19 protein-coding genes are annotated in these 25,302 nt (G+C 64.2%); 9 read left to right on the top strand and 10 right to left on the bottom strand.

Features of this window, described 5'->3' with window-relative positions; all coding sequences use genetic code 11:
• Nucleotides 1-295: 295 nt before the first annotated feature.
• Nucleotides 296-1,987, bottom strand: a complete 1,692-nt coding sequence (locus tag QX071_RS23900; protein ID WP_315706255.1) for a methyl-accepting chemotaxis protein — start codon at nucleotides 1,985-1,987, stop codon at nucleotides 296-298.
• Between the two features lie 474 nt (nucleotides 1,988-2,461).
• Here QX071_RS23900 and QX071_RS23895 point away from each other — a divergent pair, with 474 nt between their 5' ends.
• Genes QX071_RS23895 through QX071_RS23880 form a run of 4 tightly spaced genes read left to right on the top strand, consistent with a single transcriptional unit; the run spans nucleotide 2,462 to nucleotide 8,689 of the window.
• Nucleotides 2,462-3,667, top strand: a complete 1,206-nt coding sequence (locus QX071_RS23895; protein WP_315706256.1) for an HlyD family secretion protein — start codon at nucleotides 2,462-2,464, stop codon at nucleotides 3,665-3,667.
• On the top strand, nucleotides 3,667-5,637 hold the full coding sequence (locus QX071_RS23890; protein WP_315706257.1) for a glycosyltransferase: 1,971 nt from the start codon (nucleotides 3,667-3,669) through the stop codon (nucleotides 5,635-5,637). Before QX071_RS23895 ends, QX071_RS23890 begins: the two co-directional genes overlap by 1 nt.
• A gap of 26 nt (nucleotides 5,638-5,663) precedes the next feature.
• On the top strand, nucleotides 5,664-6,776 hold the full coding sequence (locus QX071_RS23885; RefSeq protein WP_315706258.1) for a hypothetical protein: 1,113 nt from the start codon (nucleotides 5,664-5,666) through the stop codon (nucleotides 6,774-6,776).
• On the top strand, nucleotides 6,773-8,689 hold the full coding sequence (locus QX071_RS23880) for a diguanylate cyclase domain-containing protein (RefSeq protein WP_315706259.1): 1,917 nt from the start codon (nucleotides 6,773-6,775) through the stop codon (nucleotides 8,687-8,689). The genes QX071_RS23885 and QX071_RS23880 overlap by 4 nt, the downstream gene beginning before the upstream one ends.
• A gap of 58 nt (nucleotides 8,690-8,747) precedes the next feature.
• On the opposite strand, the gene QX071_RS23875 is transcribed toward QX071_RS23880, so the two are convergent.
• From QX071_RS23875 to ltnD, 5 genes are all read right to left on the bottom strand, one after another.
• A complete protein-coding gene (locus tag QX071_RS23875) occupies nucleotides 8,748-10,439 on the bottom strand; it encodes a methyl-accepting chemotaxis protein (RefSeq protein WP_315706260.1) in 1,692 nt (563 codons plus the stop codon).
• A gap of 288 nt (nucleotides 10,440-10,727) precedes the next feature.
• Nucleotides 10,728-12,755, bottom strand: coding sequence for a HAMP domain-containing methyl-accepting chemotaxis protein (locus tag QX071_RS23870; RefSeq protein WP_315706261.1), 2,028 nt, complete (start codon nucleotides 12,753-12,755; stop codon nucleotides 10,728-10,730).
• A 287-nt stretch (nucleotides 12,756-13,042) separates the two neighbouring features.
• Nucleotides 13,043-14,320 carry a 3-oxo-tetronate kinase gene (otnK, locus tag QX071_RS23865; RefSeq protein WP_315706262.1) on the bottom strand — a complete coding sequence of 426 codons (1,278 nt, stop codon included), beginning with the start codon at nucleotides 14,318-14,320 and terminating at the stop codon, nucleotides 13,043-13,045.
• Nucleotides 14,317-15,099: a 2-oxo-tetronate isomerase gene (gene otnI, locus QX071_RS23860; protein WP_315706263.1), complete on the bottom strand. Its 783-nt coding sequence runs from the start codon at nucleotides 15,097-15,099 to the stop codon at nucleotides 14,317-14,319. The genes otnK and otnI overlap by 4 nt, the downstream gene beginning before the upstream one ends.
• Nucleotides 15,100-15,122: 23 nt before the next feature.
• Nucleotides 15,123-16,136 carry an L-threonate dehydrogenase gene (ltnD, locus tag QX071_RS23855; RefSeq protein WP_315706264.1) on the bottom strand — a complete coding sequence of 338 codons (1,014 nt, stop codon included), beginning with the start codon at nucleotides 16,134-16,136 and terminating at the stop codon, nucleotides 15,123-15,125.
• Nucleotides 16,137-16,358: 222 nt separating this feature from the next.
• On the opposite strand from ltnD, the gene QX071_RS23850 reads away from it, so the two are divergent.
• The 5 genes from QX071_RS23850 (at nucleotide 16,359) to QX071_RS23830 (ending at nucleotide 21,744) form a co-directional block, all read left to right on the top strand.
• Nucleotides 16,359-17,021, top strand: a complete 663-nt coding sequence (locus QX071_RS23850; RefSeq protein ID WP_315706265.1) for an aldolase — start codon at nucleotides 16,359-16,361, stop codon at nucleotides 17,019-17,021.
• Nucleotides 17,022-17,442: 421 nt separating this feature from the next.
• Nucleotides 17,443-18,483 carry an ABC transporter ATP-binding protein gene (locus tag QX071_RS23845; RefSeq protein ID WP_315706266.1) on the top strand — a complete coding sequence of 347 codons (1,041 nt, stop codon included), beginning with the start codon at nucleotides 17,443-17,445 and terminating at the stop codon, nucleotides 18,481-18,483.
• 20 nt (nucleotides 18,484-18,503) lie between these two features.
• Nucleotides 18,504-19,796: a PotD/PotF family extracellular solute-binding protein gene (locus QX071_RS23840; RefSeq protein WP_315706267.1), complete on the top strand. Its 1,293-nt coding sequence runs from the start codon at nucleotides 18,504-18,506 to the stop codon at nucleotides 19,794-19,796.
• A gap of 121 nt (nucleotides 19,797-19,917) precedes the next feature.
• Nucleotides 19,918-20,841, top strand: a complete 924-nt coding sequence (locus QX071_RS23835; protein WP_315706355.1) for an ABC transporter permease — start codon at nucleotides 19,918-19,920, stop codon at nucleotides 20,839-20,841.
• Complete coding sequence (locus QX071_RS23830; protein WP_315706268.1) at nucleotides 20,842-21,744, top strand: ABC transporter permease; 903 nt, start codon at nucleotides 20,842-20,844, stop codon at nucleotides 21,742-21,744.
• Nucleotides 21,745-21,942: 198 nt separating this feature from the next.
• On the opposite strand, the gene QX071_RS23825 is transcribed toward QX071_RS23830, so the two are convergent.
• Genes QX071_RS23825 through QX071_RS23810 form a run of 4 tightly spaced genes read right to left on the bottom strand, consistent with a single transcriptional unit; the run spans nucleotide 21,943 to nucleotide 25,241 of the window.
• Nucleotides 21,943-22,647, bottom strand: coding sequence for an ABC transporter ATP-binding protein (locus tag QX071_RS23825; protein ID WP_315706269.1), 705 nt, complete (start codon nucleotides 22,645-22,647; stop codon nucleotides 21,943-21,945).
• The gene (locus QX071_RS23820; protein ID WP_315706270.1) at nucleotides 22,631-23,362 is read right to left on the bottom strand and encodes an ABC transporter ATP-binding protein; all 732 of its coding nucleotides are present in this window, start codon (nucleotides 23,360-23,362) and stop codon (nucleotides 22,631-22,633) included. Before QX071_RS23820 ends, QX071_RS23825 begins: the two co-directional genes overlap by 17 nt.
• Entirely contained in the window at nucleotides 23,359-24,363 is a 1,005-nt protein-coding gene (locus QX071_RS23815) for a branched-chain amino acid ABC transporter permease (RefSeq protein ID WP_315706271.1), read from the bottom strand. Before QX071_RS23815 ends, QX071_RS23820 begins: the two co-directional genes overlap by 4 nt.
• A complete protein-coding gene (locus QX071_RS23810; RefSeq protein ID WP_315706272.1) occupies nucleotides 24,363-25,241 on the bottom strand; it encodes a branched-chain amino acid ABC transporter permease in 879 nt (292 codons plus the stop codon). Before QX071_RS23810 ends, QX071_RS23815 begins: the two co-directional genes overlap by 1 nt.
• Nucleotides 25,242-25,302: the final 61 nt, after the last annotated feature.

The raw sequence follows: 25,302 nt of genomic DNA, 5'->3' as shown, positions 1-25,302 counted from the left end.
AGGCTAGGATCGCGTTAAATTGCCGCACCGTGAAATTACGTAGCCGACTCGAGGGCTGCGATTCTGGCGCTCCGATTCCGAAATTCACATCATCTCGCGGCTATCGCGTTTGCGAGCGTCGGAGCCGAAGAGCACTTGCAACAATCTGATTTCATAGGGCTCCGCGGTGTCGTGCGCGCGGACAAACCGGCCGAAACTTCAAATGCCTCGCACTAGCGACGCAAACAGGGAGCTGCGGCGGTACGCCGCGGCTCCCTGAAGCATTCGACGATGGTCCGTTGCCAGACTTAGGATTCTACGCCGCGCGCACCGAGGTCAGGAACTTGCTGACTTCCTGGCGGAGGCGATTGCTGTCGCCGGACAATGTCTGGGCGGCCGACAACACCTGGGACGATGCCGATCCGGTCTCGGTCGCGCCGCGCTGAACGTCGGTGATATTGGACGACACGTCTTGCGTGCCGCGCGCGGCCTGCTGCACGTTGCGCGAAATTTCCTGCGTGGCGGCGCCCTGCTCTTCGACTGCAGCGGCGATGGTCGAGGCGATCTCCGACAGCTTCTCGATCGTCGACGAAATATCGCGGATCGCACTGACCGATTCCTGCGTGGCCGCCTGGATGCCGGAGATCTGCTGCCCGATCTCGCCGGTCGCCTTTGCGGTCTGCTCGGCGAGCGCCTTCACTTCGGTGGCGACGACGGCGAACCCACGACCGGCTTCACCGGCGCGCGCCGCCTCGATGGTGGCGTTCAGGGCCAGGAGATTGGTCTGACCTGCGATGGTATTGATGAGCTCGACGACGTCGCCGATCCGTGTCGCCGCCCGCGACAGCTCGCTGACGCGGCCGGTCGTGCTGCGCGCCTGGTCGACCGCCTCGTTGGCGATCCGCGCCGATTCCTGCACCTGCCGGCTGATCTCATTGACCGACGAGGCCATCTCTTCGGTCGCGGTCGCGACCGACTGAACATTGGCGGATGCTTCTTCGGATGCCGAGGCCACGGTGGTGGCGAGCTGCTGGGACCGCGCAGCCGTGGAGGTCAAAGTGCCCGCGGAGGCTTCCAGCTGCGTGGACGCTGCGGAGACCGTGCTGACGATCTCGCCGATCATGGCCTCGAATTCGCGCGTGATGCTGTCGACCCTCCGGCCACGTTCGATCTTCGCCTCGGCGTCGCGCGTGGCCGCCTCGTCGGCAGCCTTCTTGGCAATCAGCGCTTCCTTGAAGATCTGCAGCGCATCCGCCATGGCGCCCATTTCGGTCTTCTGACCGCGATGCGGCACCTCGGCCGCAAGATCGCCCTGGCCCAAGGCCTGCATCGGGGTCACGATCGATGCGATTCCCCTGGAGACGTCCCGGACCAGGTACAGGCTGACCACGATGCCTGCAACCACCGCGATGGCGACGATGGCGACCAGCAGCATGAAGGACGAGGAATAGGTGTCGGCGGCGTCCGTCGAGGCCTTGTCCGCGCCGGCATCGTTGAGATCGATATCCTTCTTGAGGACTTCGTCGGCCTGCAATCCGATCTTGTTGACGGTCTGCTGATTGAGCTCATGCGCCTCGTGCGGGACCTTCCCGGCCTCCTTGCGCGACAGCGCCATCACCTGCTCGGTGCCCTTGCGGTACTCGTCCCAGAGCCGGGCCCACTCATTATAGATCGATCGCTCCTCCGGTGAGGAGATCAGCGGCTCATAGGTCAGCCGGCTTTTAGCGATCATGTCGTTGACGAGGGCGGCAGTCTTCTCCTGCGCAACCTTCTCGTCCAGAGTCTCGGCCAGCATATGCTCGCGGATCACGTTGCGGAAGGTGATCGCATTGGCGCGGAGCTCACCGAGCACCCGCACGCTCGGCAGCCAATTGGTGGTGATATCGACGGTGTTGGCGTTGATCGAGCGCATGTTCTTCAGCGAGAGCAGACCCATGCCGGTCATGGCAACGAGCAGGAACGCGACGACCGTGATGATCTTCGCGCGGATCGACATGGAGGCGAGCATGGTGCAGATCTCTTCTTGCAGCGGCGCAGCGCACTGCCGCTTCAGCGCGGACAGTTGCGAGAGTGAAAATTTCCTTCGAGTAAGACCGCACTGCAGCTTAAACCGAGTTAACGGGCCGCACCGTAGCAGTACGGAATGAAGAGAAGCGATCGACTCGATTCATTTCGGGCCGAGCAAGATGCCCGGGGCGAGCCCAGGCCCCGGGTGGCCTGTCTGACATTCGCATCACGAGATCTGCGCGCCGCTTAAGCGAATGTCAGGCACCAAGCCCGACTTGAATCCTGAACTTGTCAGCGCGCCAGGCTCCCTCGCGCGCCTGACAGGGACCTGTCGCAAATCCGCTCCTGCCGTCAGGTTCCCTTGACTAGCGTCAAAGTAGCGGAATTCGTCCATGCTACCTGGAAACAAGCGGCTGCGTTGCGCGCAGCGATCGAACCGGGGGTGCTGCAGAAGACTGCTGCACGGGATGGGCGCATGAAACTGGGTCGCATCATCATCGGCGTCCTGCTGCTGGCCGGCGGCCTCTACATCCTCATCGGCGAGCATTTCGCCGGAACTTCGGGAGACGCGACCGTCAATGCCCGGCTCTACGTCGTGCGCGCGCCGATTGAAGGCCGCGTGACGCTGGCGGTGACGAATATCGGCGCCCGGGTCAACACCGGGGAACTCATCGCCGAGATCGTCGATGACAGGTTCGATACCACACGCCTGCTCAATCTCGAACGCGAGCGTGACGAGCAGAAGATCGCGCTCAAGCGGATACCGGCACAACGTTCGGCGCTCGAGCAGTCGCGGGCCGCCTTCAAAACCCAGTCGACCGACTACAAGACGGGCCGCGTCCGCCAGATCGAAGCGCGCATCGCCGAGGCCAAGGCGGCGCAGGATGCCGCCGCCGCCCGGCTGAAGCTCGCGGACGCCACCTTCGCGCGCGCCAACGAACTGAAGGAGCGCGGGGTCCAGACGGTCGCCAATCTTGACCAGGCCAGTTCCTCGCTCGACGTCGCCAAGCAGGATGTGGAAAGCGCGAAGCAGCGCACCAATTATTTCGAGACAGAGCTCAGCTCCGCGCAGTCGGGGGTCTTCATCGGCGACTCCTACAACGACGTGCCGTTCTCGATGCAGCGCATCCGCGAGCTGGACCTGCGCCTCGCCGAACTGGCCGTGGACGAGCAGCAGATCCAAGCGCGCCTTGCCCAATACGAGCAGCAGATCGACGCCGAACATGTCCGGATCAACCGGCTGACATCGGCGACGCTGAAGGCCCGTGTGCCGGGCATGGCCTGGGACTTCCTCGTCGACGATGGCGAATATGCCCGTCGCGGCCAGGATCTCGTCAAGCTGGTCGACTGCAACAGTCTCGTGGTGACCGCGAGCGTTCCCGAAACACTCTATGACAGCCTGACGATCGGCGTGCCGGTGCAGTTCCGCCTGTTCGGCGACGACCGGATATTCGATGGGACGGTGACCCGTCTCGGAGGCTCGGGCGCGTCGCAACTCTACGCCAATCTCGCCGTCGGCCCGACGCCGCAGCACTTACAGCGGTTCGACGTCACCGTTGCGGTGCCCGATCTCGCCAAGCAGCCGGATCTGTCCTGCGCCATCGGGCGCACCGGCCGAGTGATCTTCACCAGCGGTCCAATCGCGGCATTCCGCCGCTTCGTCACACGGTACGGCTACTGATGCCGACGCTGTCGCCATTCCTGTCCGCGTTCGCAGGCGCTGCCATCATCGTCGGACTGCGCCTCCTGATGCTGCCCCTCCTCGACCCGAAGATATGGTACTGGCGGGCCCTGCTCCTGGGCGGCTCCATCCTGCTGGGCTGGCGTTACATCGCTTGGCGATTCACCGTCACGCTGGCGCCACTGGGGTGGACGACGAGTGCGGCGTTCAGCTGGGGCTTTGCCATCCTGGAGGCGCTGACGCTTCTGTCCTCGTCCGTGGCCTTCGTCATCCTTGCCCGTACGAAGGAGCGGACCACCGAGGCCGACCGCCATGCCGGCTGGTGGCTTCCGGGACCGCCGCCGCGGGTCGACATCTTCATTCCGACCTACGACGAACGAATCGAAGTCCTGGAGCGAACCATCGTCGGCGCCAAGGCGATCGATTATCCGTCGTTACGCGTGTTCATCCTCGACGACGGCAGTCGGCCCTGGCTGCGGGATCTCTGCACGGAGCACGGCATCGGCTATTTCGCCCGTAGCGACAAGTCGCATGCCAAGGCCGGCAACATCAACAATGCCTTGCGACTGCGGGCGCTGGATGCGGACCGGCCGGACTTCGTCGCCATTTTCGATGCCGACTTCGTGCCCCATGCCGACTTCATCGAACGGACGCTGGCGCTGTTTCATGAGCCGACCGTGGGCCTCGCGCAGACGCCTCAGCACTTCTTCAATTCGGACCCGATCCAGCACAATCTCGGCATCGGCACGGCCTATCCCGACGATCAGCGCCACTTCTTCGACAATGTCCAACCGTCGCGCGACGCCTGGGGCATCGCCGCCTGCAGCGGCACCTCATCGATGTTGCGGGCTCGCGCCGTCGAGGAGATTGGCGGCGTACCGACCGAGAGCGTCACCGAGGATTTCTTGCTGACGCTGCGGCTGTCCGAACATGGCTGGCGAACGGTCTACCTCAACGAGGCCCTGTCGGAAGGGCTCGCGGCCGAAGGCCTGCCGGAATATGTGACGCAGCGCAGCCGCTGGTGCCTCGGCATGATGCAGATCGTCCGCAACGTGTACAACCCGTTCGGACATAACAATCTCCGCCTGATCGACCGCTTGAGCGTCCTGGACTCGTTCCTCTACTGGAGCACAACCTTTTCATTCCGCCTCGCCGGCGTGATCTGTCCACTATTGTACTGGTGGACCGGCATCATGGTGGTCAATGCGAACGTCACCGACGTCATCAGCTACTATGTGCCGTATTATCTCGCGCTGATGGCGACCCTGAACTGGATCTCCAAGCGGCTGTTCGTGCCGATCCTTAACGATGTCACGCAGCTCGTGGTCGCATGGCCGATCTTCAGGGCCACCGTTCTCGGCCTCCTGACCAAAGGACCGCACAAGTTCTCGGTGACGGCCAAAGGCGGCGATCGGGCGAAGATCATCGTCCAGTGGCCCTTGATGCGTCCCTTCATAATGTTGCTCGCACTCTCGGTGGGCGGCCTGATCGTCTCGCTGACCTCCGACTTCGTCTTCAATACGGCGCCGACCGCCGGAGACGGCGTCGTCGTCGTGATGTTCTGGACGGTCTACAACATTCTGGTGCTGTCGGTGGCGATCGCCGTGTGCATCGACCGTCCGCGCTACAACCGGCCGCAACGCCAGATCGTCGAGCCGATCACCCTGACGGTCGGCGGCGAAGCACAACGCGGCTGGATCGTCAATCTGGGCCCCGGCGGCGCGCGCGTCAGCGGTCCGGTCGGCCTTGCGACGGGCGCCACCGGCACGCTCACGCTGCCGCTGATCGGCGACATCGAGACCAGGGTCGCGGCGCCGACCGACGATGGTTACCGGCTGATATTTGCGGTGACGCCACAACAGCGAGCCCAGATCATCGAGCGGCTGCACACGGCGAGCGGGGTGCCCGGCGCCGACAGTGGCGATCTCGGCCGCATGCTGCACGAGCTGGCGCGAGCCATGGCAGATTGAGGACATGGCAGATTGAGGAGAAGCCGATGACGAGGCGACGGTGGAGCTTGCAGACTGCGGTGTTCCTCGGCGGCGCGACGCTGATCGTCGTGACGGCGCTGGCCGCAGCCGTCCTCTATTCGGCGTCGCTGCAGCGACGCGGCGAGGAACTCGCGATCGAGCAACTGAGGACGCGTGGCGAGCTCAGCGCAAGCCTGCTGGCGCGGCAGATGTACAGCATGTGGATCGACGTGTCGCGCCTCGCCGCGATCATCGATCCCGCTGACATCCCGGAGGCGCGGCGGCAGATCCAGTTCGTGAGCCAGCTCGAGCAGCGCTATGCCTGGCTCGGCATTGCCGACCCCGGCGGCAAGGTGATCGCGAGCAAGGACGGAATGGCGGAAGGGCGAAGCGTCGCGGACCTGCGCTGGTTCAGGCAGGGGCTCGGAGCGCCGACGGCGGTGGATGATCACGAGTCCGAGGCGCTGGAACGGCTGTTGCAGACGGCATCGGGACCGTACCGCTTCATCGCCATGTCGGCTCCGTTGATGCATGACGGCGCCCCCGCCGGTGTCATCGGCGCCCAGATCGACTGGAAATGGGTCATCGAATCCGTCGCGGCGCTGGCGTCGCGCAACATCGATCTGGTGTTGCTGTCGCGCGACGGCATCGTGCTATTCGGCGCGCCGGATCTCGTCGGCAAGCCGCTGACGATCGGCTCGGCGCAAGCCGCAAGCCGCGGGGCTTCGGTCGCTCTCATCGAGCGATGGCCCGACGGCAAGGACTATTTCACCGTCACCATCCCCACTGTGGGGTACGCCGATCTGCCGAGCTTCGGCTGGTCCCTCCTGATCCGGCAGGACGCCGTTGCCGCGATGGCGCCGACGCGCGAGCTGGTGCGCTCGTTCTGGTTCAATGTTGCCGGTGGCGTGTTCTCGATCCTGGTCCTGCTCAATTTCGCCGCGCAATGGGTGGTGACGCCGCTGCGCCGTCTTGCCCACGCTGCGGAGGCCATGGTTAAAGATCCGTTTTCCGGCATGCTGGCTCGGGAAACCCGGTACGACGAGGCGACGCGGCTGCGCGACGCCCTGGTCAGGCTTCAGTCGAAGCTGATGGGGAAAGTGCGCAGCCCACCGGAAGACAGCGGAAGCGGCATATGAGCGGTGCCCGCGACAAAATCCGCGACGACGGTCACGACCGAATGCGCCTGACGCCGAAGGTCGCGGGCCTGGTCGCTCTCGCCTGCATCGCCATCATTGCCCTCAGCGGCTGGCGCGAGTGGACGGCGCGGCAATCCGAGCTGCGCAACGCCGAAACCGATATGGCGAACCTCGCCGTCTCGCTATCGCAGCACGCCGACGACACGTTCGAGCTCGCTGATACGGTGCTCAACATGCTCGTCAACCAACTCGAACTCCGCGGCACAAGCCCCACAGCGCTCGCCGAGCTCCAACGTTATCTCGATCGCCGGAAGAAGGACAACCGCATCGGCGGCGTCGTCGTCCTTGGCGAAGACGGCCGCTGGCTTGCCACCAGCGAAACCGTCGACCTCACCGGTCGCAACGACGCCGATCAGGTCTATTTCGAGCACCATCGTACCTCGACCGATCGCAGCTCCCTCATCGGCCCGCCGGTGAAAAGCGCCATCACTGGGCAATGGGTCATCACCGTGTCGCGACGCTTCAACCGCCCCGACGGCGCCTTCGGCGGCGTCGCCCTTGTCACGGTCGACGCGAACTACCTTGAAAATTTCTATAGTCAATTCAACGTGGGCAGGAACGGCTCCATATTCCTGATGAGCAGAAAGGGAGTCATTCTTGCCCGCGCCCCCGATGACGGCCACTACGTCGGCCGGAATCTCTCGAGCCTGGATCTGTTCAAGCAACTCGATGGGCGGCCGTCGTCCGGCACCTTTCACTTCACCTCGCCGCTCGATGGCCGCGAAAGGGTCAGCTTCTATCAGTTCGCCAAGCGTTACCCGGTCGTGGTGGTCGCCACCGAAGCGAAGGACGAGTTGCTCGCGTCCTGGCGTCATGCTGCGCTGATCCGGATGGGGACGGTGCTCCTGCTGACCTGCATGATCGCGGCCGCCGGCATCATCGTGGTCCGCCAGTTGCGTCAGCGCGAGGGCCTGGTGTTGGCACTCTCGGAAGGAGAAGCGGATTTCCGGCTCATCGCCGAACATTCGGGCGACCTGATTACGCGAATCGGCTTCGACGGAGAAATCCGCTACGCCTCCCCCTCCAGCCTGCAGGTGATCGGCTGGCGGCCGGAGCAGCTCGTGGGCACGTCGGCTCTCGCCGGCCTCAACAATGAAGATCTGCCCGGCATTCAGCGTACCGCCAACGCGCTGCAGGCGGGCGAAATCGAGGAAGCCCGGATCGTCTACCGCAATCGTCACCGCGAGAAAGGCGAGATCTGGATCGAAACCGCCCTGCGCGTCACCCGCAATCGACGCGGACAGATCGATGGCATGGTGGCAATCTCGCGCGATATCACCGAGTTCAAGACGGCGGCGGAGAAGCTGACGGCGCTAGCGCTGTCGGACGGCCTCACAGGACTTGCCAATCGTCGTCACTTCGACGCGCACCTGAAGGAAGAATGCGGACGGGCGCGGCGCGAGGGTGGGCCGTTGTCGCTGCTCCTGATCGATGTCGACCTGTTCAAGAAATACAACGACAATTACGGTCATCAGGCTGGCGACGACTGTCTGCGAGCGGTAGCCCGTGTGCTCGCCGAACAGGCTCAGCGCCCGGCCGACGTGGCCGCGCGCTACGGTGGCGAGGAGTTCGCGCTGCTGCTGCCGGGCACCGACGCCAACGGCTGCATTCAGGTCGGAGAGCGAATCCGCGCGGCCGTCGGCGCGCTCGGCATTCCGCACGATCTCAACCCGCCGTCGCGGACGGTCACGCTGAGCCTCGGCGGCACCACGATGATCCCGATCGGCGAAATGGATCCCAACCGCCTCGTCGATGCAGCCGACAAGGCGCTCTATGCCGCCAAGATGGCCGGCCGCGACCGATTGATGATGTCGGCACAAGTCGTGCCTCTGCCCAATGTCGCACGGGCATGATCAACAATAGCGGCACTGCGGCCGGCGCTGCTGACAGGGTCGCGTCAGACCCGCGCCATCAGGCCGCGCGAACCGAACCCAGGAACTTGCCGACCTCGACCCGCAGCCGCTGACTGTCTGCGGACAGGGCTTTGGCGGCCGCGAGCACCTCGGTCGAGGCCGAGCCGGTCTCTGTGGCGCCGCGCTCGACGTCGGTGATGTTGGACGAGACCTGCTGAGTGCCGTGGGCCGCCTGCTGCACGTTGCGCGAAATCTCCTGGGTCGCTGCGCCCTGCTCCTCGACAGCGGCCGCAATCGTCGACGAAATCTCCGCCAGCTTCTCGATCGTGGAGGAGATATCGCGGATCGCACTCACGGATTCCTGGGTCGCGGCCTGAATACCCGAAATCTGCTGGCCGATCTCGCCGGTCGCCTTCGCGGTCTGCTCGGCCAATGCCTTCACTTCGGACGCCACCACCGCAAAGCCGCGGCCGGCGTCACCGGCGCGTGCCGCTTCGATCGTGGCGTTCAGCGCCAGGAGATTGGTCTGGCCCGCGATGGTGTTGATCAGTTCGACGACGTCGCCGATGCGGGTCGCCGCCTTCGAGAGTTCGCTGACCCGGACGGTCGTGGTGCGGGCCTGGCCGACCGCCTCGCCGGCGATGCGCGCGGATTCCTGCACCTGCCGGCTGATCTCGGTGACCGAGGAGGCCATCTGTTCGGTCGCAGATGCCACCGACTGGACGTTGGTGGTCGCCTCCTCCGAGGCCGCCGAGACCGCGGTCGCCAGCTGCTTCGAGCGATCGGCCGTCGAGGTCAAGGTGCCGGCCGAGCTCTCGAGCTGCGTCGAGGCCGAGGAGACCGTGTTGACGATTTCGCCGATCATCGCCTCGAAATTGCGCGTGATGTCGTCGACACGGCGGCCGCGGGCGATCTTGGCTTCGGCATCGTGCGCGTTGGCCTCATCCGCGGCCTTCTTGGCGATCAGGGCCTCCTTGAACAGCTGCAAGGCATCGGCCATCGTGCCGATCTCGGTCTTCTCGCCCCGGTGCGGCACTTCCGCCGAGAGGTCACCGTCGCTGAGCGACTGCATCGGCTTCACGATCGAGGCGATTCCGCTCGAGACGTCGCGAACCAGATAGGCGCTGAGCGCGACGCCGGCGATCAAGGTGAGAAGCAGGATGGCCGTCATCATGGTGAGGACCGATGAATAGCTCTGCGCGGCATCGTTATTGGCCTTGTCCGCAAGCCTGTTGTTGAGTTCGATGCCGTTCTTCAGAACCTCCTCGGCTGCCATCAGAAGCTTGGAGGCCTTCCTGGTGTTCAGATCGTTGGCCTCGCGCGCAAACTTGCCGGCGTCCCTCTGCGAAAGCGCAAGCACGTCCTTGACGTCCTGCTTGTATTGTGTCCAGGCCTTCGACCACTCGTCGTAGTTGGCCCGTTCTTCCGGCGATGCGATCAAGCGCTGGTAAGCTTCGATGGCGCGCTCTGTCGCCTGCGCATTCGACGCCAGGGTGGTCTCGATCCTCAGCTTGTCTTCCATGGTCTCGGCAAGCAGATGCGCACGGACGACATTGCGATTCTGGATGAACCCCTGCCGTATCTCGCCCAGCAGGCGCACGCTTGGGAGGCGGATAGTCGCGATCTCGACCGTGTTGGCGTTGATCGCGCGCACGTTGACGACCGCCAATAGTCCGGTGCCGGTGACGGCAAGCAGCAGGAAGGCGACGACCGAGATGATCTTCGCGCGGATTGAATATTGGGCAAGCATGGCTGTCGTCTCTTTACTTTCGGGCGCGGCGCGCGCGGGCAGCAGAATGCGGACGCCGGCGGGCTTACGCGGGCCGAAGGTCCAGGGAACGCCCTGATGCAAGCCTTGAAGGGTGAATCGAGAATCGTTCCGTAATTTCACGGAACGAAAAAATGATTGAGATCGCATTAAGGTGCGGCCGTACCGTCGGTACAGCCGCCATGTGATCACGCCGGAGTGAACGACGTTGCGATATCGCGGCAAGCCGCGTGATGCTCCGTGACCATTCGTCGTTTCGAACGGCGTGAGCTAGGCCGCGCGAACCGAACCCAGAAACTTGCCGACCTCGACCCGCAGCCGCTGGCTGTCTGCGGACAGGGCTTTGGCGGCCGCCAGCACCTCGGTCGAAGCCGAGCCGGTCTCTGTGGCGCCGCGCTCGACATCGGTGATGTTGGACGAGACCTGCTGGGTGCCGTGCGCCGCCTGCTGCACATTGCGCGAGATTTCCTGGGTCGCCGCGCCCTGCTCCTCCACAGCGGCGGCGATCGTCGACGAAATTTCCGCCAGCTTCTCGATCGTGGAGGAGATGTCGCGGATCGCGCCCACGGACTCCTGCGTCGCGGCCTGGATACCCGCGATCTGCTGGCCGATCTCGCCGGTCGCCTTCGCGGTCTGCTCGGCCAGCGCCTTCACTTCGGACGCCACCACCGCAAAGCCGCGACCGGCGTCACCGGCGCGCGCCGCCTCGATCGTGGCGTTCAGCGCCAGGAGGTTGGTCTGACCTGCGATGGTGTTGATCAGTTCGACGACGTCGCCGATCCGTGTCGCCGCCTTCGACAGTTCGCTGACCCGGCCGGTGGTGGTGCGGGCCTGGCCGACCGCTTCGCCCGCGATGCGCGCCGATTCCTGCACCTGACGGCTGATCTCGGTGACCGAGGAGGCCATCTGTTCGGTCGCAGACGCCACCGACTGGACATTGGTGGTGGCCTCTTCCGATGCCGCCGAGACCGCGCTCGCCAGCTGCTTGGAGCGATCGGCCGTCGCGGTCAAAGTGCCGGCCGAGCTCTCGAGCTGCGCCGACGCCGACGACACCGTGTTGACGATCTCGCCGATCGCCTCCTCGAACTGATAAGCGAGCCGCTGCATGTCGGCCTTGCGATGACGGGCCGTCATGGCATCCTGCTCGCTCTTGGCCTCCGCCTCGGCATTAGCCTTCCGTTCCGCGTTGGCCTGGATCACGGTCACGGTCTTCGCGAGGTCGCCAATCTCGTCGCCGCGGCCGGCGCCGGGAATGCGGATGTCGAGCCTGCCTTGCGCCATCTCGGCCAGCGCTGCATTCAATCGCATCAGCGGCCGGGCAATGCCGAGGAAGGAGAATACGACCGATGCCACCACGGAGAGAAGAACCGCCACGCCCGCGATTAGCGTGAGTTCGCCGGCCTGCGCCGCCACTTCGTCGGCGTGCCGTCTGGCACTTGCCTGCTGCGCGTGCGCATCGCTGATCGATGCATCCATTAATTCGCCGGCCTCGCCGAGATATTTGAGCGTCCGATCGCGCAGCAGCACCTCCTTGAGACTCTCGATCTTGACCACCTCATCGTTGGCGGCCGTAAAATCGGATGCGATGCCGTTCAGCCGGTTGATCGCGGCTTGCAACGCGCGATCGTCGGCAAGCATGCGCGCATCGGTCAGCGCGCTTTTCAAGAACGGCATGGCCCGCTTGAGCAGCGTGGTCGCGTTAGCATCGCCGGTCATGCCGAATTGCCAGGCCATCGCGCGCATATAGTTCAGCTTGGCATCCGCGGCATGAAGCTGCCGCTCAACGCGCTCGCGGAAAGCAAGGTTCGGCAACGCCGGCGATGTGAGCACGGCCTGAAGACTCTTGGTCCATTCGTCGGATACTGCGCTGCGCTTGTCGATCTCCCGCAGCAGGGACTTCTGCGCTTGCGCCAGCTCGACCGCACCGGAGGAATAGTTCGTCATCAGTTCCCTGAGCCGGTTGAGCCGCGCGCGATCTTCGGCGCTCGTCACGTTGGCCAGGGCTCCATCAATATCCCTGGTCATCGCAGTGGAGAACTGCTGAATATCGGCCGCTGCCTTCTCGGCCTCGACCGGCACCCGTGCCAACCGCGCCGTACGGCCGGCAAGCTGGCTCTGCTGCATGTCGATGCTCGCCGCCATCACGCTTTCGACGACGCGCTGCGAACGCTCGGTCTGCTCGTTTGCCGCGTTGACCGCATGCTCTGCGATCATCTGATTTGCGATCATGCCGATCGCGAGAGTCGCGCCGATGGCGCCGGCGAGTCCGAGTTTGTAGCCAATCCGATTCAGTTTCATTGCCCCACCTACAGATGGACGCATCAGCGGCGTCCAGCTCCAGGGTATAAGGATAAGGTCCATAGAGACCGTTAATCTACGGGATGACCGTGCATCGCTAAGCACGAGCGCACGTCGAACTGTGGCCCTACCCAAGCCAGAGAGCGGCGCGAGACCCAGCACTCCGGCTCATCAGATGTGCATCTGATGAAAACTCATTCAGACCGTTCGGACTAACAGGTGGCGGCTCACCTCCCGCCGCAACCGCGCCAAGCATTTTTGCATGGATAAAATTCGCGACACCAGGCTCAGCGCATCAACCCAAGCGCGTCCAAGAAGAATTGGGGACCGCCAAAATTGCCGGATTTGAGCGCCAGCAGCATTTCGGCAGATCGCGCGCCGACAGTGCGCAACACCGGCACGCCGGGTGCGATTTCGGGTCCGACCAGGAAGGCCGGAATCTTGAGCCGATCGACCACCGCCCCCGACGTCTCGCCTCCCGCGACGACGAGCCGTCGCACGCCTGCCTGCACCAGCCCCTCGGCGATCTCAGCCATCGTCTGCTCGATCGCGTGTCCGGCGACCTCACGGCCATGGCGTGCCTGCACGGCGGCCACCTGTTCAGGCGCGGCGCTCGCAGCGATCAGCACCGGATCGTCCGCAAGACATTCGATCGCCCAGGCCAGCGCGCGGCGTGCCTCGTCCTTGCCCGCGAGGATCTGCTCGGGATCGAGGTGGAGCACCGGCATGATCTTTTCAGCCTGAGCGATCTGCGCCAGCGTCGCCTGCGAGCAGCTGCCGGCCAGGCATGCCGCCGGGCCTCCGACCGGAGCGTCGTTCGCGGCATCGGCAGCCGCAGCTTTGACACCGCCGGATTCAACCAGCGCCCGCGCGAGCCCAAGCCCGATGCCCGAAGCACCGACCGATACGCGATGGCGCACCGCCACCGTCCCGATCGTGGTGAGATCGGCATCGAACGCCGCATCGATGATGGCGGCGCCGATACCTTGGCCGGCGAGGTCTGCCAGGCGGGCACGCACCGCCTCGGGGCCGCGAACAACAGTGGCGAGATCGACCAGGCCGATCTTGGCACGGCTCTGGCGCGACAACACCCGCACCAAGTTGGCATCGTGCATCGGATTGAGGGGATGATCCTTCAACGGGCTCTCGTTCAGCGGCACGTGGCCCACGAACAGATGCCCCTGATAGACGGTGCGGCCGGTCTCGGGAAAAGCCGGCGTCACCAGCACCACCGTTTCGCCGGCATCGTCGCGCAGTGCGTCCATCACCGGTCCGATATTGCCGGCGTCGGTGGAATCGAAGGTCGAGCAGATCTTGAACAGTACGTGATCGGCACCGCGGCCGCGCAGCCATGTCTCCGCCTCGCGCGAGCGGGCCACCGCCAGCGGTGCCGCGATCGATCGGCTCTTCAGGGACACGACGACGGCGTCGACGTCCGGCAGCGCAAGGTCCTCGGCCGGCACGCCGATGGTCTGCACGGTGCGAAGCCCTGCGCGCGTCAGCGTGTTGGCGAGATCGGAGGCTCCGGTATAGTCGTCGGCGATGCAGCCAAGCTTGATGGTCATGGCTTCACTCTCCTATATGGCGCGAACCATCCCAGGCCCTCTTCCGTCTTGCCGCGCGGATTGTATTCGCAGCCGACAAAGCCGGCATAGCCGAGCCGGTCGAGCTCGGCGAACAGGAAGGGGTAGTTCAGCTCCTCGCCGTCGGGCTCGTGGCGCGAGGGGATGCTGGCGATCTGGATGTGGCCGATGATGTCGATCATCTCGCGCAACCGCATCGTCACGTCGCCATGGATGATCTGGCAATGATAGATGTCGAACTGCAGCTTCAGGTTCGGGATCTTCAAGTCCCGGATCAGGTCGCGCGCAAAAGTAAAGTCGTTGAGGAAGTAGCCGGGGACGTTGCGGGCGTTGATCGGCTCGATCACGACGTCGAGGCCATGAGGCGCGAAGAACTCGGCCGCCCATGTCACCGATTTTATGAAGGCCTCGACCGCCTTGGCGTCACTGCGCTCGGCGATGCCGGCCATCAGATGCACGCGCTTCACGCCGGTCGCCTGCGCGTAAGGCAACGCCGTCGCGAGGCTCGCCTTGAGATCATCGAAGCGCTCCGGCAGCGCCGCAAAGCCCTTCTCGCCGGCGTCCCAATCCCCAGGCGGCAGGTTGAACAGCGCCTGGGTCAGGCCGTTGTCATGCAACCGCTTGCCGACCTCCTCGGCCGGATAGGCATAGGGAAACAGGAATTCCACCGCGGTGAAGCCGGCCTTCGCGGCCGCCGCGAAGCGGTCGAGAAACGGATGCTCGGTGAACATCATGGTGAGATTGGCGGCAAAACGGGGCATGCTGAGAACTCGTCGTGACGTCGTTACTTGGATGAGCCCGGCAGCGTCGTGCCGGTCACCTGCGCATACATCCGAGCCACCGAGGCATCATCGTCGCGGCCCATGCCGGCCGCTGCCGTCATCAGGAACATCTGCAACGCGGCCGATGCGACCGGCACCGGGAAGCGCGTCGATCGCGCCATGTCCTGGATGATGCCGAGATCCTTCACGAAGATCTCGACCGCGCTGCGCGGCGCATAGTCGCCGTCGAGCACGTGCGGCATCCGATTCTCGAACATCCAGGAATTGCCCGCTGAGGCCGTGATCACTTCATAGACCTTCCTGATGTCGAGACCCTGCTTGGCGGCGAACGCGATGGCCTCGCACGCAGCGGCGATATGGACGCCGGCGAGCAGCTGGTTGATCATCTTGAACGCAGCACCCTGCCCTGCCGCCTCGCCCAATTCGTAGAGCTTGGCCGCCATCGCATCCAGCGCCGGCCGGGCCTTGGCAAAGGCCGCGGCGCTGCCGGAGGCGAGGATCGTCAATTCGCCTTGCGCGGCGCGCTGCGCGCCACCGGAGATCGGCGCATCGAGATAATGCCGGCCCGTCGCCTCCAGCTGCTTGGCGAGCCGACGCGCGACGTCGGGGTCCATGGTCGCCGAGGAGATGAACACGGACTCCTTGGGAAGCGTCTCGGCCACGCCGCCGGCGCCGAACAGGATCGCCTCGGTCTGCGCGGCATTGACGACGACGCTGACGACGATGTCGGCACTTTCAGCCGCTTCGGCCGGCGTCTTGGCTCCCTTCCCGCCCTCCGCCACGAAGCGCGCAACCGCATCCGCGGAGACGTCGCAACCGGTCACCGCAAAACCGCTGCGCCGCAGCGAAGTGGCCATGCCAAAGCCCATCGAGCCGAGCCCGATCACGGCGACTTTCGTTTGAGATGGCGATGACATACGGCAAATCCTCAAGGCGTTTCCTGATCTCAGCCGGTTGGCCCGGCTCCCCCTTTCGGTAGCATGGCTTGGCCACGCTGCCAAAGCATGAGAGAACATCGCCAGAATCCGACGGGCTCTCGGAGCGAAGCCGCATGCCCCCTACATTTCTGATTTTTTTGTGGGTACTGATCGGGTTGCCCTCAATGATCGCCGGCAGCGTGTTGACCATCGTCGCGATCTATGGACGACGCCTTTGGCGCCTACGTCGCCGTCGGTTGGCTTCAAGGGCAAAAAGCAAAGGTCCATTGATCGTCTAGATAACAGCGAGGACTCCACGCCATGGCAGAAACGAGATTACGCGAAGCCATCTGCCGGTTCGGCCGCTCGCTGTTCGAGCGTGGGCTGACCCCGGGTTCGTCCGGCAATATCAGCGTCAGGCTCGACGATGGCGGCTGGCTGGTGACGCCGACCAATGCCTCACTCGGTTTCCTCGATCCGGCCCGGCTGTCGCGGCTCGATGCCGATGGCAAGCTCGTCTCCGGCGATGCGCCGACCAAGGAGGTGCCGCTGCACACCGCGCTGTACCAAAGCCGGAGCACGGCCCGTGCCGTTGTGCATCTGCACTCCACTCATTCCGTGGCGCTCTCGATGCTGCCCGAGATCGACCCGCGGGCCGCCCTGCCGCCGCTGACTCCTTATTATCTGATGCGCTGCGGCCAGACCGCGCTCGTGCCCTATCACCGGCCGGGCGATCCGGCGGTGGCCGACGCAATCAAAGGCCTGGCCGGACGCTATTCCTCGGTGCTGCTCGCCAATCATGGCCCCGTCGTATCCGGCGACACGCTGGAAGCGGCCGTGTTCGCTATGGAGGAGCTGGAGGAGACGGCCAAGCTCTATCTCCTGCTGCGCGGGATGAATCCCCGCTATCTCTCGCCGCAGCAGATCGCCGACCTCGTCAAGACCTTCGGGCTGACGCTGCCTGAGCCGCACGTTCACACGTGAGACGTCAGCCTGAGATGTAAGCCTTTGGCTCGCGGCACGGCAAAGCCGAGGCTGCTGGCGTTCCCGGCTGATACATTGCATGCAGCCCCTTGAGCCTGTGCCTCAAATGAGGAAAACTGCCCAGAATTAAGGCAGCGATCATGTGGAGCGAAGCTCTCGTTGGGCACTGAGGCGGGGCCTGCTCAGCACCAGCACCAGTGTTGCTCTCGGTGGCGCTCACGGCTCCTCGACTTGCGCGTGCGCCGTCTTGCGCCTGCGCGCCCCTATCGCTGGATACGATCGAGCTGAGTGCAAATACGGAGCGCGCCAGCGCGTCCACCCCGGCAGCTGGCATATCCGTTGCAGATGTCTGGCGGTTGGAACGCGGCGCCGACCGGAGCTCAAGCCGCGCTTCCAGCCTTACGAGAGGGATGGAATTCGGATGGCGGCAGGCGCGAGCTTGGAACTGGTGCAGGTCACGAAAATGTACGGCCACGTCACCGCCGTCGACGCGATCGATCTGAAGATTCCTGCCGGCTCCTATTGCTGCCTGCTCGGCCCCTCCGGCTGCGGCAAGACCTCGACCCTGCGGATGATCGCGGGGCACGAATCGGTGTCCTCCGGCGACATCATAGTCGGCGCGAAGAACGTCACCGATCTGCCGCCGGCCGGGCGCGGCACCGCGATGATGTTCCAGTCCTATGCGCTGTTCCCGCATCTCTCCGTGATCGACAACGTCGCCTTTGCCTTGAAGATGAAGGGCGTCGCAAAAGCGGAGCGCCATGCCGAAGCCCGCAAACTGCTCGAGCTCGTCGACATGCAGGCCTACGAGGCGCGGCTGCCGGCGCAGCTCTCCGGCGGCCAGCAGCAGCGCGTCGCGCTGGCCCGCGCGCTGATCACCTCGCCGCAGATCCTGCTGCTGGACGAGCCGCTGTCGGCGCTCGACCCGTTCCTGCGACTGCGCATGCGCGCCGAGCTGAAGCGGTTGCAGCGCGAGCTGGGGCTGACTTTCATTCACGTGACCCACGGGCAGGACGAGGCGATGGCGCTGTCCGACCTCGTGGTGCTGATGAATGCCGGCCGCATCGAGCAGCAGGGCAGCCCGCGTGAGATCTTCAACCACCCGCGCACCGAATTCGCCGCGAAATTCATCGGCGGCCATAACGTCATCACCCTCGGCGATGCGAGCTACGCGGTGCGCGTCGACCGCATTCTCCTGAAGAAGCCGGGACAGGCGATCGACGGGCCGCAGGTCTCGGGCACGATCAGCAAGATCGAATATCAGGGCACTTATGTGCTCGTCGCCATAGCCGCGGCCGATGGCGGCCGCGAGATCTCCGCTCAGCTCACCGACGATCAGTTCGACGCCACGAGCTACAGCATCGGCGAGCAAGTGATCGCGACCTGGAATCCAGCGCTCGCCGATCCGCTGACCTCGCCGCGCAGCCCGGCAGCCGCCACATCGCCTGAACTTGTCGCTTGATATCCTCCATGGAGACCACCATGACCGATCGTTCGAAGAAGACCACCATCAGCCGGCGACGCCTGCTCAAGGGAGCCGCCGGTATCGCTGGCCTCGCCGCGGGTTCGGGCGCCATCACCGGGTTTCCCTATGTCAAGTCAGCCGATGCGAAAGTGCTGCGCTACCTCGGCACGGCCGTGAACGAAGGCGACGAGATCTCGAAGAAGTGCCTCGCCGATACCGGCATCAAGATCGAATACATCACCGCGACCACCGACGACGTGACCAAGCGCGTCATCACCCAGCCGAACTCGTTCGACGTGCTCGACACCGAGTATTTCTCGCTGAAAAAGCTGGTGCCCTCGGGCAACATCTTTCCGCTCGACGCCAAGAAGATCAAGGAATTCGACAACATCACGCCGGTGTTCACCAAGGGTGAGCTGCCGAACGGCAAGAAGATCGGCGGCCAGGGCACCGCGCCATGGAAGGTGCTCTACCTCGACGGAGCGAACTCGAAGACCTTCTCGGCCACGCCGACCGAGTACATCACGCTGATCCCGACCGTGTACAATGCCGACACGCTCGGCATCCGCCCCGACCTGATCAAGCGCCCGATCGACTCCTGGGCGGAGCTGCTCAACCCCGAATTCAAGGGCAAGGCTTCGATCCTCAACATCCCCTCGATCGGCATCATGGACGCCGCGATGGTGGTCGAAGCGACCGGCCAATACAAATATGCCGACAAGGGCAACATGACCAAGGCCGAGATCGACCTCACCATGAAAGTGCTGACCGAAGCCAAGAAGGCCGGCCAGTTCCGCGCCTTCTGGAAGGACTTCAACGAGTCCGTCAACCTGATGGCCTCAGGCGAGACCGTGATCCAGTCGATGTGGTCGCCCGCCGTGACCAAGGTGCGGTCGATGGGCATCCCCTGCATCTTCCAGCCGCTCAAGGAAGGCTATCGCTCCTGGGCCTCGGGCTTCTGCGTTTCCAAGGCCGTGGCCGGCGGACCCAAGCTCGACTGGGCCTATGAGTTCGTCAACTGGTATCTCTCCGGCTGGGCCGGCGCCTATCTCAACCGCCAGGGCTACTATTCCGCCGTGCTCTCCACCGCCAAGGCCAACATGACCGAAGACGAATGGGGCTATTGGATGGAAGGCAAGCCGGCGAAGAACGACATCAAGGCGCCGGACGGCACCCTGCTCGAGAAGGCCGGCGCGGTGCGTGACGGCGGCTCCTACGACGATCGCATGGGGGCGGTGGCCTGCTGGAACGCCGTGATGGACGAGAACGACTACATGGTCCGCAAGTGGAACGAGTTCATCGCGGCCTGATGATCACCTGATTGCGTGTCGCGCCGGATGGCGCGGCACGCACCTTCCATAGACTTCTCCAAAGATCGTTGTCATGACGCAGGATACCGGCACCGCCGATCTGACCTCGCAGCTCGCGCCGATGGCCGCGTCCGGTTCGGACCAGGCAACATCCGGCAGCGGACTGCGCAAAGCTGCGATGCGGTCCATCGCCTGGCTGCAGGCCGGGCCGATGATGCTGGTGTTTGCGCTGTTCTTCCTTTTGCCGCTCATTCTCGTCATCATCGTCAGCGCCTGGGACTACAACGAATATGAGATGATCCCGGCGTTCAGCCTGCGCGGCTACACCGATACGTTCGAAGGCTGCATCTCGGGCTTGCCCGAACTCTGCACCATCCTGAAAACCTATCTGAAGACGTTGAAGCTTTGCCTGCTCACCTGGAGCCTCACGCTCTTCATCGGCTTCTGGGTGGCCTACTTCCTCGCATTTCACGTCCGCAGCAAGACCTGGCAGATCGTGCTGTCGCTGCTCTGCACGATTCCGTTCTGGACATCGAACGTGATCCGCATGATCGCCTGGATCCCCCTGCTCGGCCGCAACGGTCTCGTCAACCAGGGCCTGATCGGCACCGGCCTGATCGGCCAACCGATCGAATGGCTGCTGTTCTCCGAATTCTCGGTCGTGTTGGCGCTGGTGCACCTCTTCACCTTCTTCATGGTGGTACCGATCTTCAACTCGATGGTCCGCATCGACAAGCGGCTGATCGAGGCCGCCTATGACGCCGGCGCGAGCGGCTGGCAGACCCTGGTGAACATCGTCATTCCCTTATCGAAGCCGGGCATCGTGATCGGCTCGATCTTCGTGATCACGATCGTGATGGGCGACTTCGTCACGGTCGGCGTGATGGGCGGCCAGCAGATCGCATCGGCCGGCAAGATCATCGAATCGCGTCTCTCCGCGCTGCAGTTTCCAGCCGCGGCGGCGAACGCGGTCATCCTGCTCGGCGTCACCATCCTGATCATCTCCGCGCTGACGCGGATCGTCGACGTGCGCAAGGAGCTGTAAATGGGAGACAGACGTCCACGCTCCTTCTACATCCTCGCCGCATTCTTCGCGGCCTATGTGCTGTTCCTGTACGGCCCGATGATCGCGATCTACATCCTGTCCTTCCAGGGGCCGGATGGCGGCCTCACCTTCCCGATGAACGGCGTATCGCTCGTCTGGTTCGGCAAGGTGTTTTCCGGCGCCGGAATCGTCGATATCGGCGCCGCGTTCAAACGCTCGCTCGCGCTCGGCCTGGTCGTGATGGTGATCACGGTGGTGCTCTCGGTGGCCGCCGGTATGGCGTTCCGCAAGCCGTTCCGCGGATCGTCGATCCTGTTCTACACCGCGATCGCCAGCCTGATCATGCCCTCGATCATCACCTCGCTCGGCATCGCCTTGGAATTCCGCCTGCTCGACGATTTCATCAACAAACACGGCGCCGATGTCGGGCTCGGATGGCTCGCCGACGGCTGGACCACCGGCATGGGCCTGTTCACCTCAGGCCTCGGCGCGCATCTGACCTGGACGTTGCCATTCGGCCTGCTGATCATGTTCGCGATCTTCAACCGCTTCGACGGCCGTCTCGAGGAAGCCGCGCGCGACCTCGGCGCCACGCCGTGGCAGACGTTTCGCTACGTGGTGCTGCCGATCATCCTGCCATCGGTGGTCGGCATCGGCCTGTTCGGCTTCACGCTGTCCTGGGACGAGCTGGCCCGCTCCAGCCAGGCGATCGGCTCGGTCAACACCCTGCCGCTGGAATTGCAGGGCCTGACCACGACGGTGACCAAGCCGGACATCTACGCGCTCGGAACATTGACGTCAGCGGTGTCGTTCCTGGTGATCTTCGCCGCACTCGCCGTCATCCTGGTGCTGCAGGCGCGCCAGCGCCGCCACGGCTCCGACGCCGGCAAGGGCACGTTGTAGGGCTGCCCGCGCCAATAGCTTCCGTCATTGCGAGTAGGCTCTTCGTCATTGCGAGGAGCGAAGAACCGTAGGGTGGGCAAAGCGAAGCGTGCCCACCTTGCGCTTTAACGCTCGCAGCCGGTGGGCACGGCGCTCCGCGCCTTTGCCCACCCTACAAATCTTCGTCGCCTTCGGCTCCTCGCAATGACGATGGAGTGCCTACAGCCCCAGATACGCCTTGCGGACATCGGCATTCACAGCGATCTCGCTGGCCTTGCCGTTCATCAGGACGCGGCCGGTCTGCAGGATGTAGGCGCGGTCGGCGATTTCCAGGCACTCGGCCATGCGCTGCTCGACGATGAGCACGGTCATGCCGGCGTCGCGGATGCGCTTGACCGATTGGAAGATCTCGTCGACCAGCTTCGGCATGATGCCCTGGGACGGCTCGTCCAGCATCAACAGCCGCGGCCGCGTCATCAGCGCCCGACCGATCGCCAGCATCTGCTGCTCGCCGCCCGAGAGCGTCTCGGCGCGCTGCTCCAGCCGCTCCGACAGCCGCGGGAACAGCTTGAACACGAAATCCAGCGGCTCCTCGCGATTGCTCTCGCTCCGATAGAGGTAGCTGCCGAGCCGCAAATTGTCGCGCACCGACAGCCGCGGAAACAGCCGCCGGTTCTCCGGCACATAGGCGACGCCGCGCGCGGTGATCAGATGCTGCGCAAGGCCGTCGATCCGGCTGCCATCGAAAGTGATGCTACCAGCGCGCGGCCGCTCGGCGCCGGCGATGGATTTCAACAGCGTCGACTTGCCCGCGCCATTGGCGCCGGCGACGCAGACGATCTCGCCCTTCTCGACATCGATCGAGACATTCGAGATCGCGACCAGGCCCTGATAGGCCGTGGTGACGTCACGCACCGACAGCATGGCGGTCCCCAAGATAGGCAGTGATGACTTTCGGATCGCGGACCACGTCGGTGGGCTTGCCTTCGAGCAGCACCTTGCCGAGATCCAGCACGATGGCGCGATCGACCAGCGGCATCACGATCTCCATGACGTGTTCGACCATCAGCACGGTGACGCCGGTGTCGCGCACCCGGCGCACCAGCTCGACGCCTTTCTGCGACTCGACCGGCGTAAGACCGGTGAGCACCTCGTCCAGCAGCAACAGCTTCGGCTCGGTCGCCAGCGCACGCGCCACCTCCAGACGTCGCTTCTCTGACGGCACGAGATCGCTCGCCAGCACGTCGGCCCGCGCATCAAGGCCGCAGAATTCCAACACCTGATGCGCCTTGCGACGCGCTTCGCGCATCACAGTGGTGCGCACCAAGGCGCCGACGATGACGTTCTCGATCACCGTCATGCTCTCGAAGCTCTTGACCACCTGGAAGGTGCGGCCGATGCCGCGCTGGCACCTTTCCGCAGCAGGCAGCGCGGTGACGTCCTCGCCGTCGAAGACGATGGTGCCTTCGGTCGGTTTAAAGGCGCCCGCGATCAGGTTGAACAGGGTCGACTTGCCGGCGCCGTTCGGACCGATCAGGCCGACGATCTCGCCGCGCTGGACCGAGATCGAGACGTTGCTGTTGGCGGTCAATCCCGAAAAGCGCTGGGTGATGTTGCGGGTTTCCAGCAGAATCGTCATGGCGTCACCGCCTCTCGGACGGCCCCTGCGGCCGGCTTTGGCTTGCGCGTGAACAGGCTGACCAGGCCTTGCGGCCGCGCCAACGAGATCACGACGATCAGCGCACCATAGACGATGAGGTCGACGCCGCGTCCGGAGCCGCCGATATAGGAGCGAGTCAACTCGGTCAGCGGAATCAGGATCACGGCGCCCAGCGCCGGGCCCCACAGCGTGCCGATACCGCCGAGCACCGCGGGAAGCGCCATGAGCAGCGAGAACTGGAAGCCCATCACGCTTTCAGGATCGATGTAGGACACGAACAAGGCGTAGAAGCTGCCGCCGATCGCCACCAGGAACGCCGAGACGGCCGCCGCGCCCACCTTGGAATCGAACACGACCACGCCGAGGCTCTCGGCGGCGTCCGGATTGTCCTTCACCGCGCGCCACCAATAGCCCCATTTGGAATCCTCCAGCCACCAGGTCACGAACCAGGCGACGCAGGCCAGCGCCAGCGCAAAATAGAAGTAAGGCAGCTTTGAGCGGGCGAACTGGAACGTCAGCCAGCTGTCGCGCTTCATCGGAAGCGTGATGCCGAGCGCGGCCCCTGCCCAGTCCCAATTCTGGATCAGGAGCAGCGCGATCTCGGCGATGACGATAGTGGCGATGACGAAGTAGTGCCCGCGCAGCCGGAAGCAGGGATAGCCGAGCGCCATCGCGACCCCCGAGGAAATGGCCCCGCCCGCGAGCATGCCGAACCAGGGCAGCACGCCGAACTTGGTATAAAGGAGCGCCGTCGTGTAGGCGCCGAGCCCGAAATAGAGCGCATGTCCCAGCGAGATCTGGCCGCAATAGCCGGACAGGATGTTCCAGCTCTGCGAGAGAGCCGCGTACAGCAGGGTCAAGACCATGATGTTCTGATAATAGACATCCTTGACGAACAGCGGCACCAGCGCAGCAAGCCCTGCGAGGCAGGCAGCGATGATCAGGTCGCGGCGGCGGCGTTGAGCGAAAGCCTTGTCCATCAGATCGACCCGAACAGGCCGCGCGGCCGGATGAAGACGACAAACAGGTAGACGGCATAGATGCCGACCGTTTTCAGCGAAGCCGGCAAGATCAGCGTTGTGACCGCCTCGACCAGGCCGACGATGATGCCGCCGGCGAAAGCGCCGAACACGCTGCCGAAGCCGCCGAGCGCCACGGTGACATAGGCGATGGTCGCAAACGATGCGCCGACATCCGGGAAGACGTAGAAGAAGATCGCCATCACCGCGCCGGCGAGCCCGACCAGCGCAGCACCAAGGCCCCAACCCAGCGCAAACACCTTATTCTTGTCGATGCCGACCAGCGCCACCGCGCCCGCATCCTCGCGGGTCGCTTCCAGCGCCCGGCCGAAATCGGTGCGATGGATGAAGAAATAGAGCCCGGCAAAGGCCGCGATCGCGATCAGCGCCCCGACCAGCTGCGGCTCGGGCAGATAGATGCCGGCGATCGAGATCGTCTTACCGCCAAGCCAGGAATGGGTAATGCTGCGATAGTCGGGCGTGAAGAAATACTGCGCCAGCCCGCGCATCAGCACGGCGAGACCGAAGGTGGAAAAGATCTGCACCATGCCGGTATTGGCCTTGGCTCTGACCGCAAATCTCACGACCAGCAAGTAAACCACTGCCCCGAAGATGAAGAGCGCGGCGGCGACCAGCGGCGCCGCCAACAGGGGATCGAGCGCGAAGAAGGCGAACAGGAAGAAGGTCGCATACATCGCGATCATCAGGAATTCGCCATGGGCGAAATTCACCACGTCCATCAGCCCGAAGATGAGGGCAAGCCCCACGGCGATCAGGCCGTAGAGCAGACCCATCAGCAGGCCCGACGCGAGACTTTGAATGATGGTCTCGGCTGTCACAGCAAGTCACTCCATTCCCGTCATTGCGAGCGAAGCGAAGCAATCCAGTTTTCGCAAAATG

Origin of the sequence: Bradyrhizobium sp. SZCCHNS1022 (assembly GCF_032484835.1) — a bacterium.
In the GTDB taxonomy this organism is placed as follows: Bacteria; Pseudomonadota; Alphaproteobacteria; order Rhizobiales; family Xanthobacteraceae; genus Bradyrhizobium.
The sequence above is the reverse complement of the archived record's forward strand: the minus strand, read 5'-3'. Positions and strand labels throughout refer to the sequence as shown.

What these genes read in the sequence shown, in the direction of transcription:
- QX071_RS23840 (WP_315706267.1), top strand. Translation starts at nt 18,504, where the DNA reads ATGACCGATCGTTCGAAGAAGACCACCATCAGCCGGCGACGCCTGCTC.
- QX071_RS23895 (WP_315706256.1), top strand. Translation starts at nt 2,462, where the DNA reads ATGAAACTGGGTCGCATCATCATCGGCGTCCTGCTGCTGGCCGGCGGC.
- QX071_RS23835 (WP_315706355.1), top strand. Translation starts at nt 19,918, where the DNA reads ATGGCCGCGTCCGGTTCGGACCAGGCAACATCCGGCAGCGGACTGCGC.
- QX071_RS23880 (WP_315706259.1), top strand. Translation starts at nt 6,773, where the DNA reads ATGAGCGGTGCCCGCGACAAAATCCGCGACGACGGTCACGACCGAATG.
- QX071_RS23885 (WP_315706258.1), top strand. Translation starts at nt 5,664, where the DNA reads ATGACGAGGCGACGGTGGAGCTTGCAGACTGCGGTGTTCCTCGGCGGC.
- otnK (WP_315706262.1), bottom strand. Translation starts at nt 14,320, where the DNA reads ATGACCATCAAGCTTGGCTGCATCGCCGACGACTATACCGGAGCCTCC.
- QX071_RS23815 (WP_315706271.1), bottom strand. Translation starts at nt 24,363, where the DNA reads ATGGACAAGGCTTTCGCTCAACGCCGCCGCCGCGACCTGATCATCGCT.
- QX071_RS23830 (WP_315706268.1), top strand. Translation starts at nt 20,842, where the DNA reads ATGGGAGACAGACGTCCACGCTCCTTCTACATCCTCGCCGCATTCTTC.
- QX071_RS23870 (WP_315706261.1), bottom strand. Translation starts at nt 12,755, where the DNA reads ATGAAACTGAATCGGATTGGCTACAAACTCGGACTCGCCGGCGCCATC.
- QX071_RS23845 (WP_315706266.1), top strand. Translation starts at nt 17,443, where the DNA reads ATGGCGGCAGGCGCGAGCTTGGAACTGGTGCAGGTCACGAAAATGTAC.
- otnI (WP_315706263.1), bottom strand. Translation starts at nt 15,099, where the DNA reads ATGCCCCGTTTTGCCGCCAATCTCACCATGATGTTCACCGAGCATCCG.
- QX071_RS23850 (WP_315706265.1), top strand. Translation starts at nt 16,359, where the DNA reads ATGGCAGAAACGAGATTACGCGAAGCCATCTGCCGGTTCGGCCGCTCG.
- QX071_RS23900 (WP_315706255.1), bottom strand. Translation starts at nt 1,987, where the DNA reads ATGCTCGCCTCCATGTCGATCCGCGCGAAGATCATCACGGTCGTCGCG.
- QX071_RS23890 (WP_315706257.1), top strand. Translation starts at nt 3,667, where the DNA reads ATGCCGACGCTGTCGCCATTCCTGTCCGCGTTCGCAGGCGCTGCCATC.
- QX071_RS23825 (WP_315706269.1), bottom strand. Translation starts at nt 22,647, where the DNA reads ATGCTGTCGGTGCGTGACGTCACCACGGCCTATCAGGGCCTGGTCGCG.
- QX071_RS23875 (WP_315706260.1), bottom strand. Translation starts at nt 10,439, where the DNA reads ATGCTTGCCCAATATTCAATCCGCGCGAAGATCATCTCGGTCGTCGCC.
- QX071_RS23820 (WP_315706270.1), bottom strand. Translation starts at nt 23,362, where the DNA reads ATGACGATTCTGCTGGAAACCCGCAACATCACCCAGCGCTTTTCGGGA.
- ltnD (WP_315706264.1), bottom strand. Translation starts at nt 16,136, where the DNA reads ATGTTCTCTCATGCTTTGGCAGCGTGGCCAAGCCATGCTACCGAAAGG.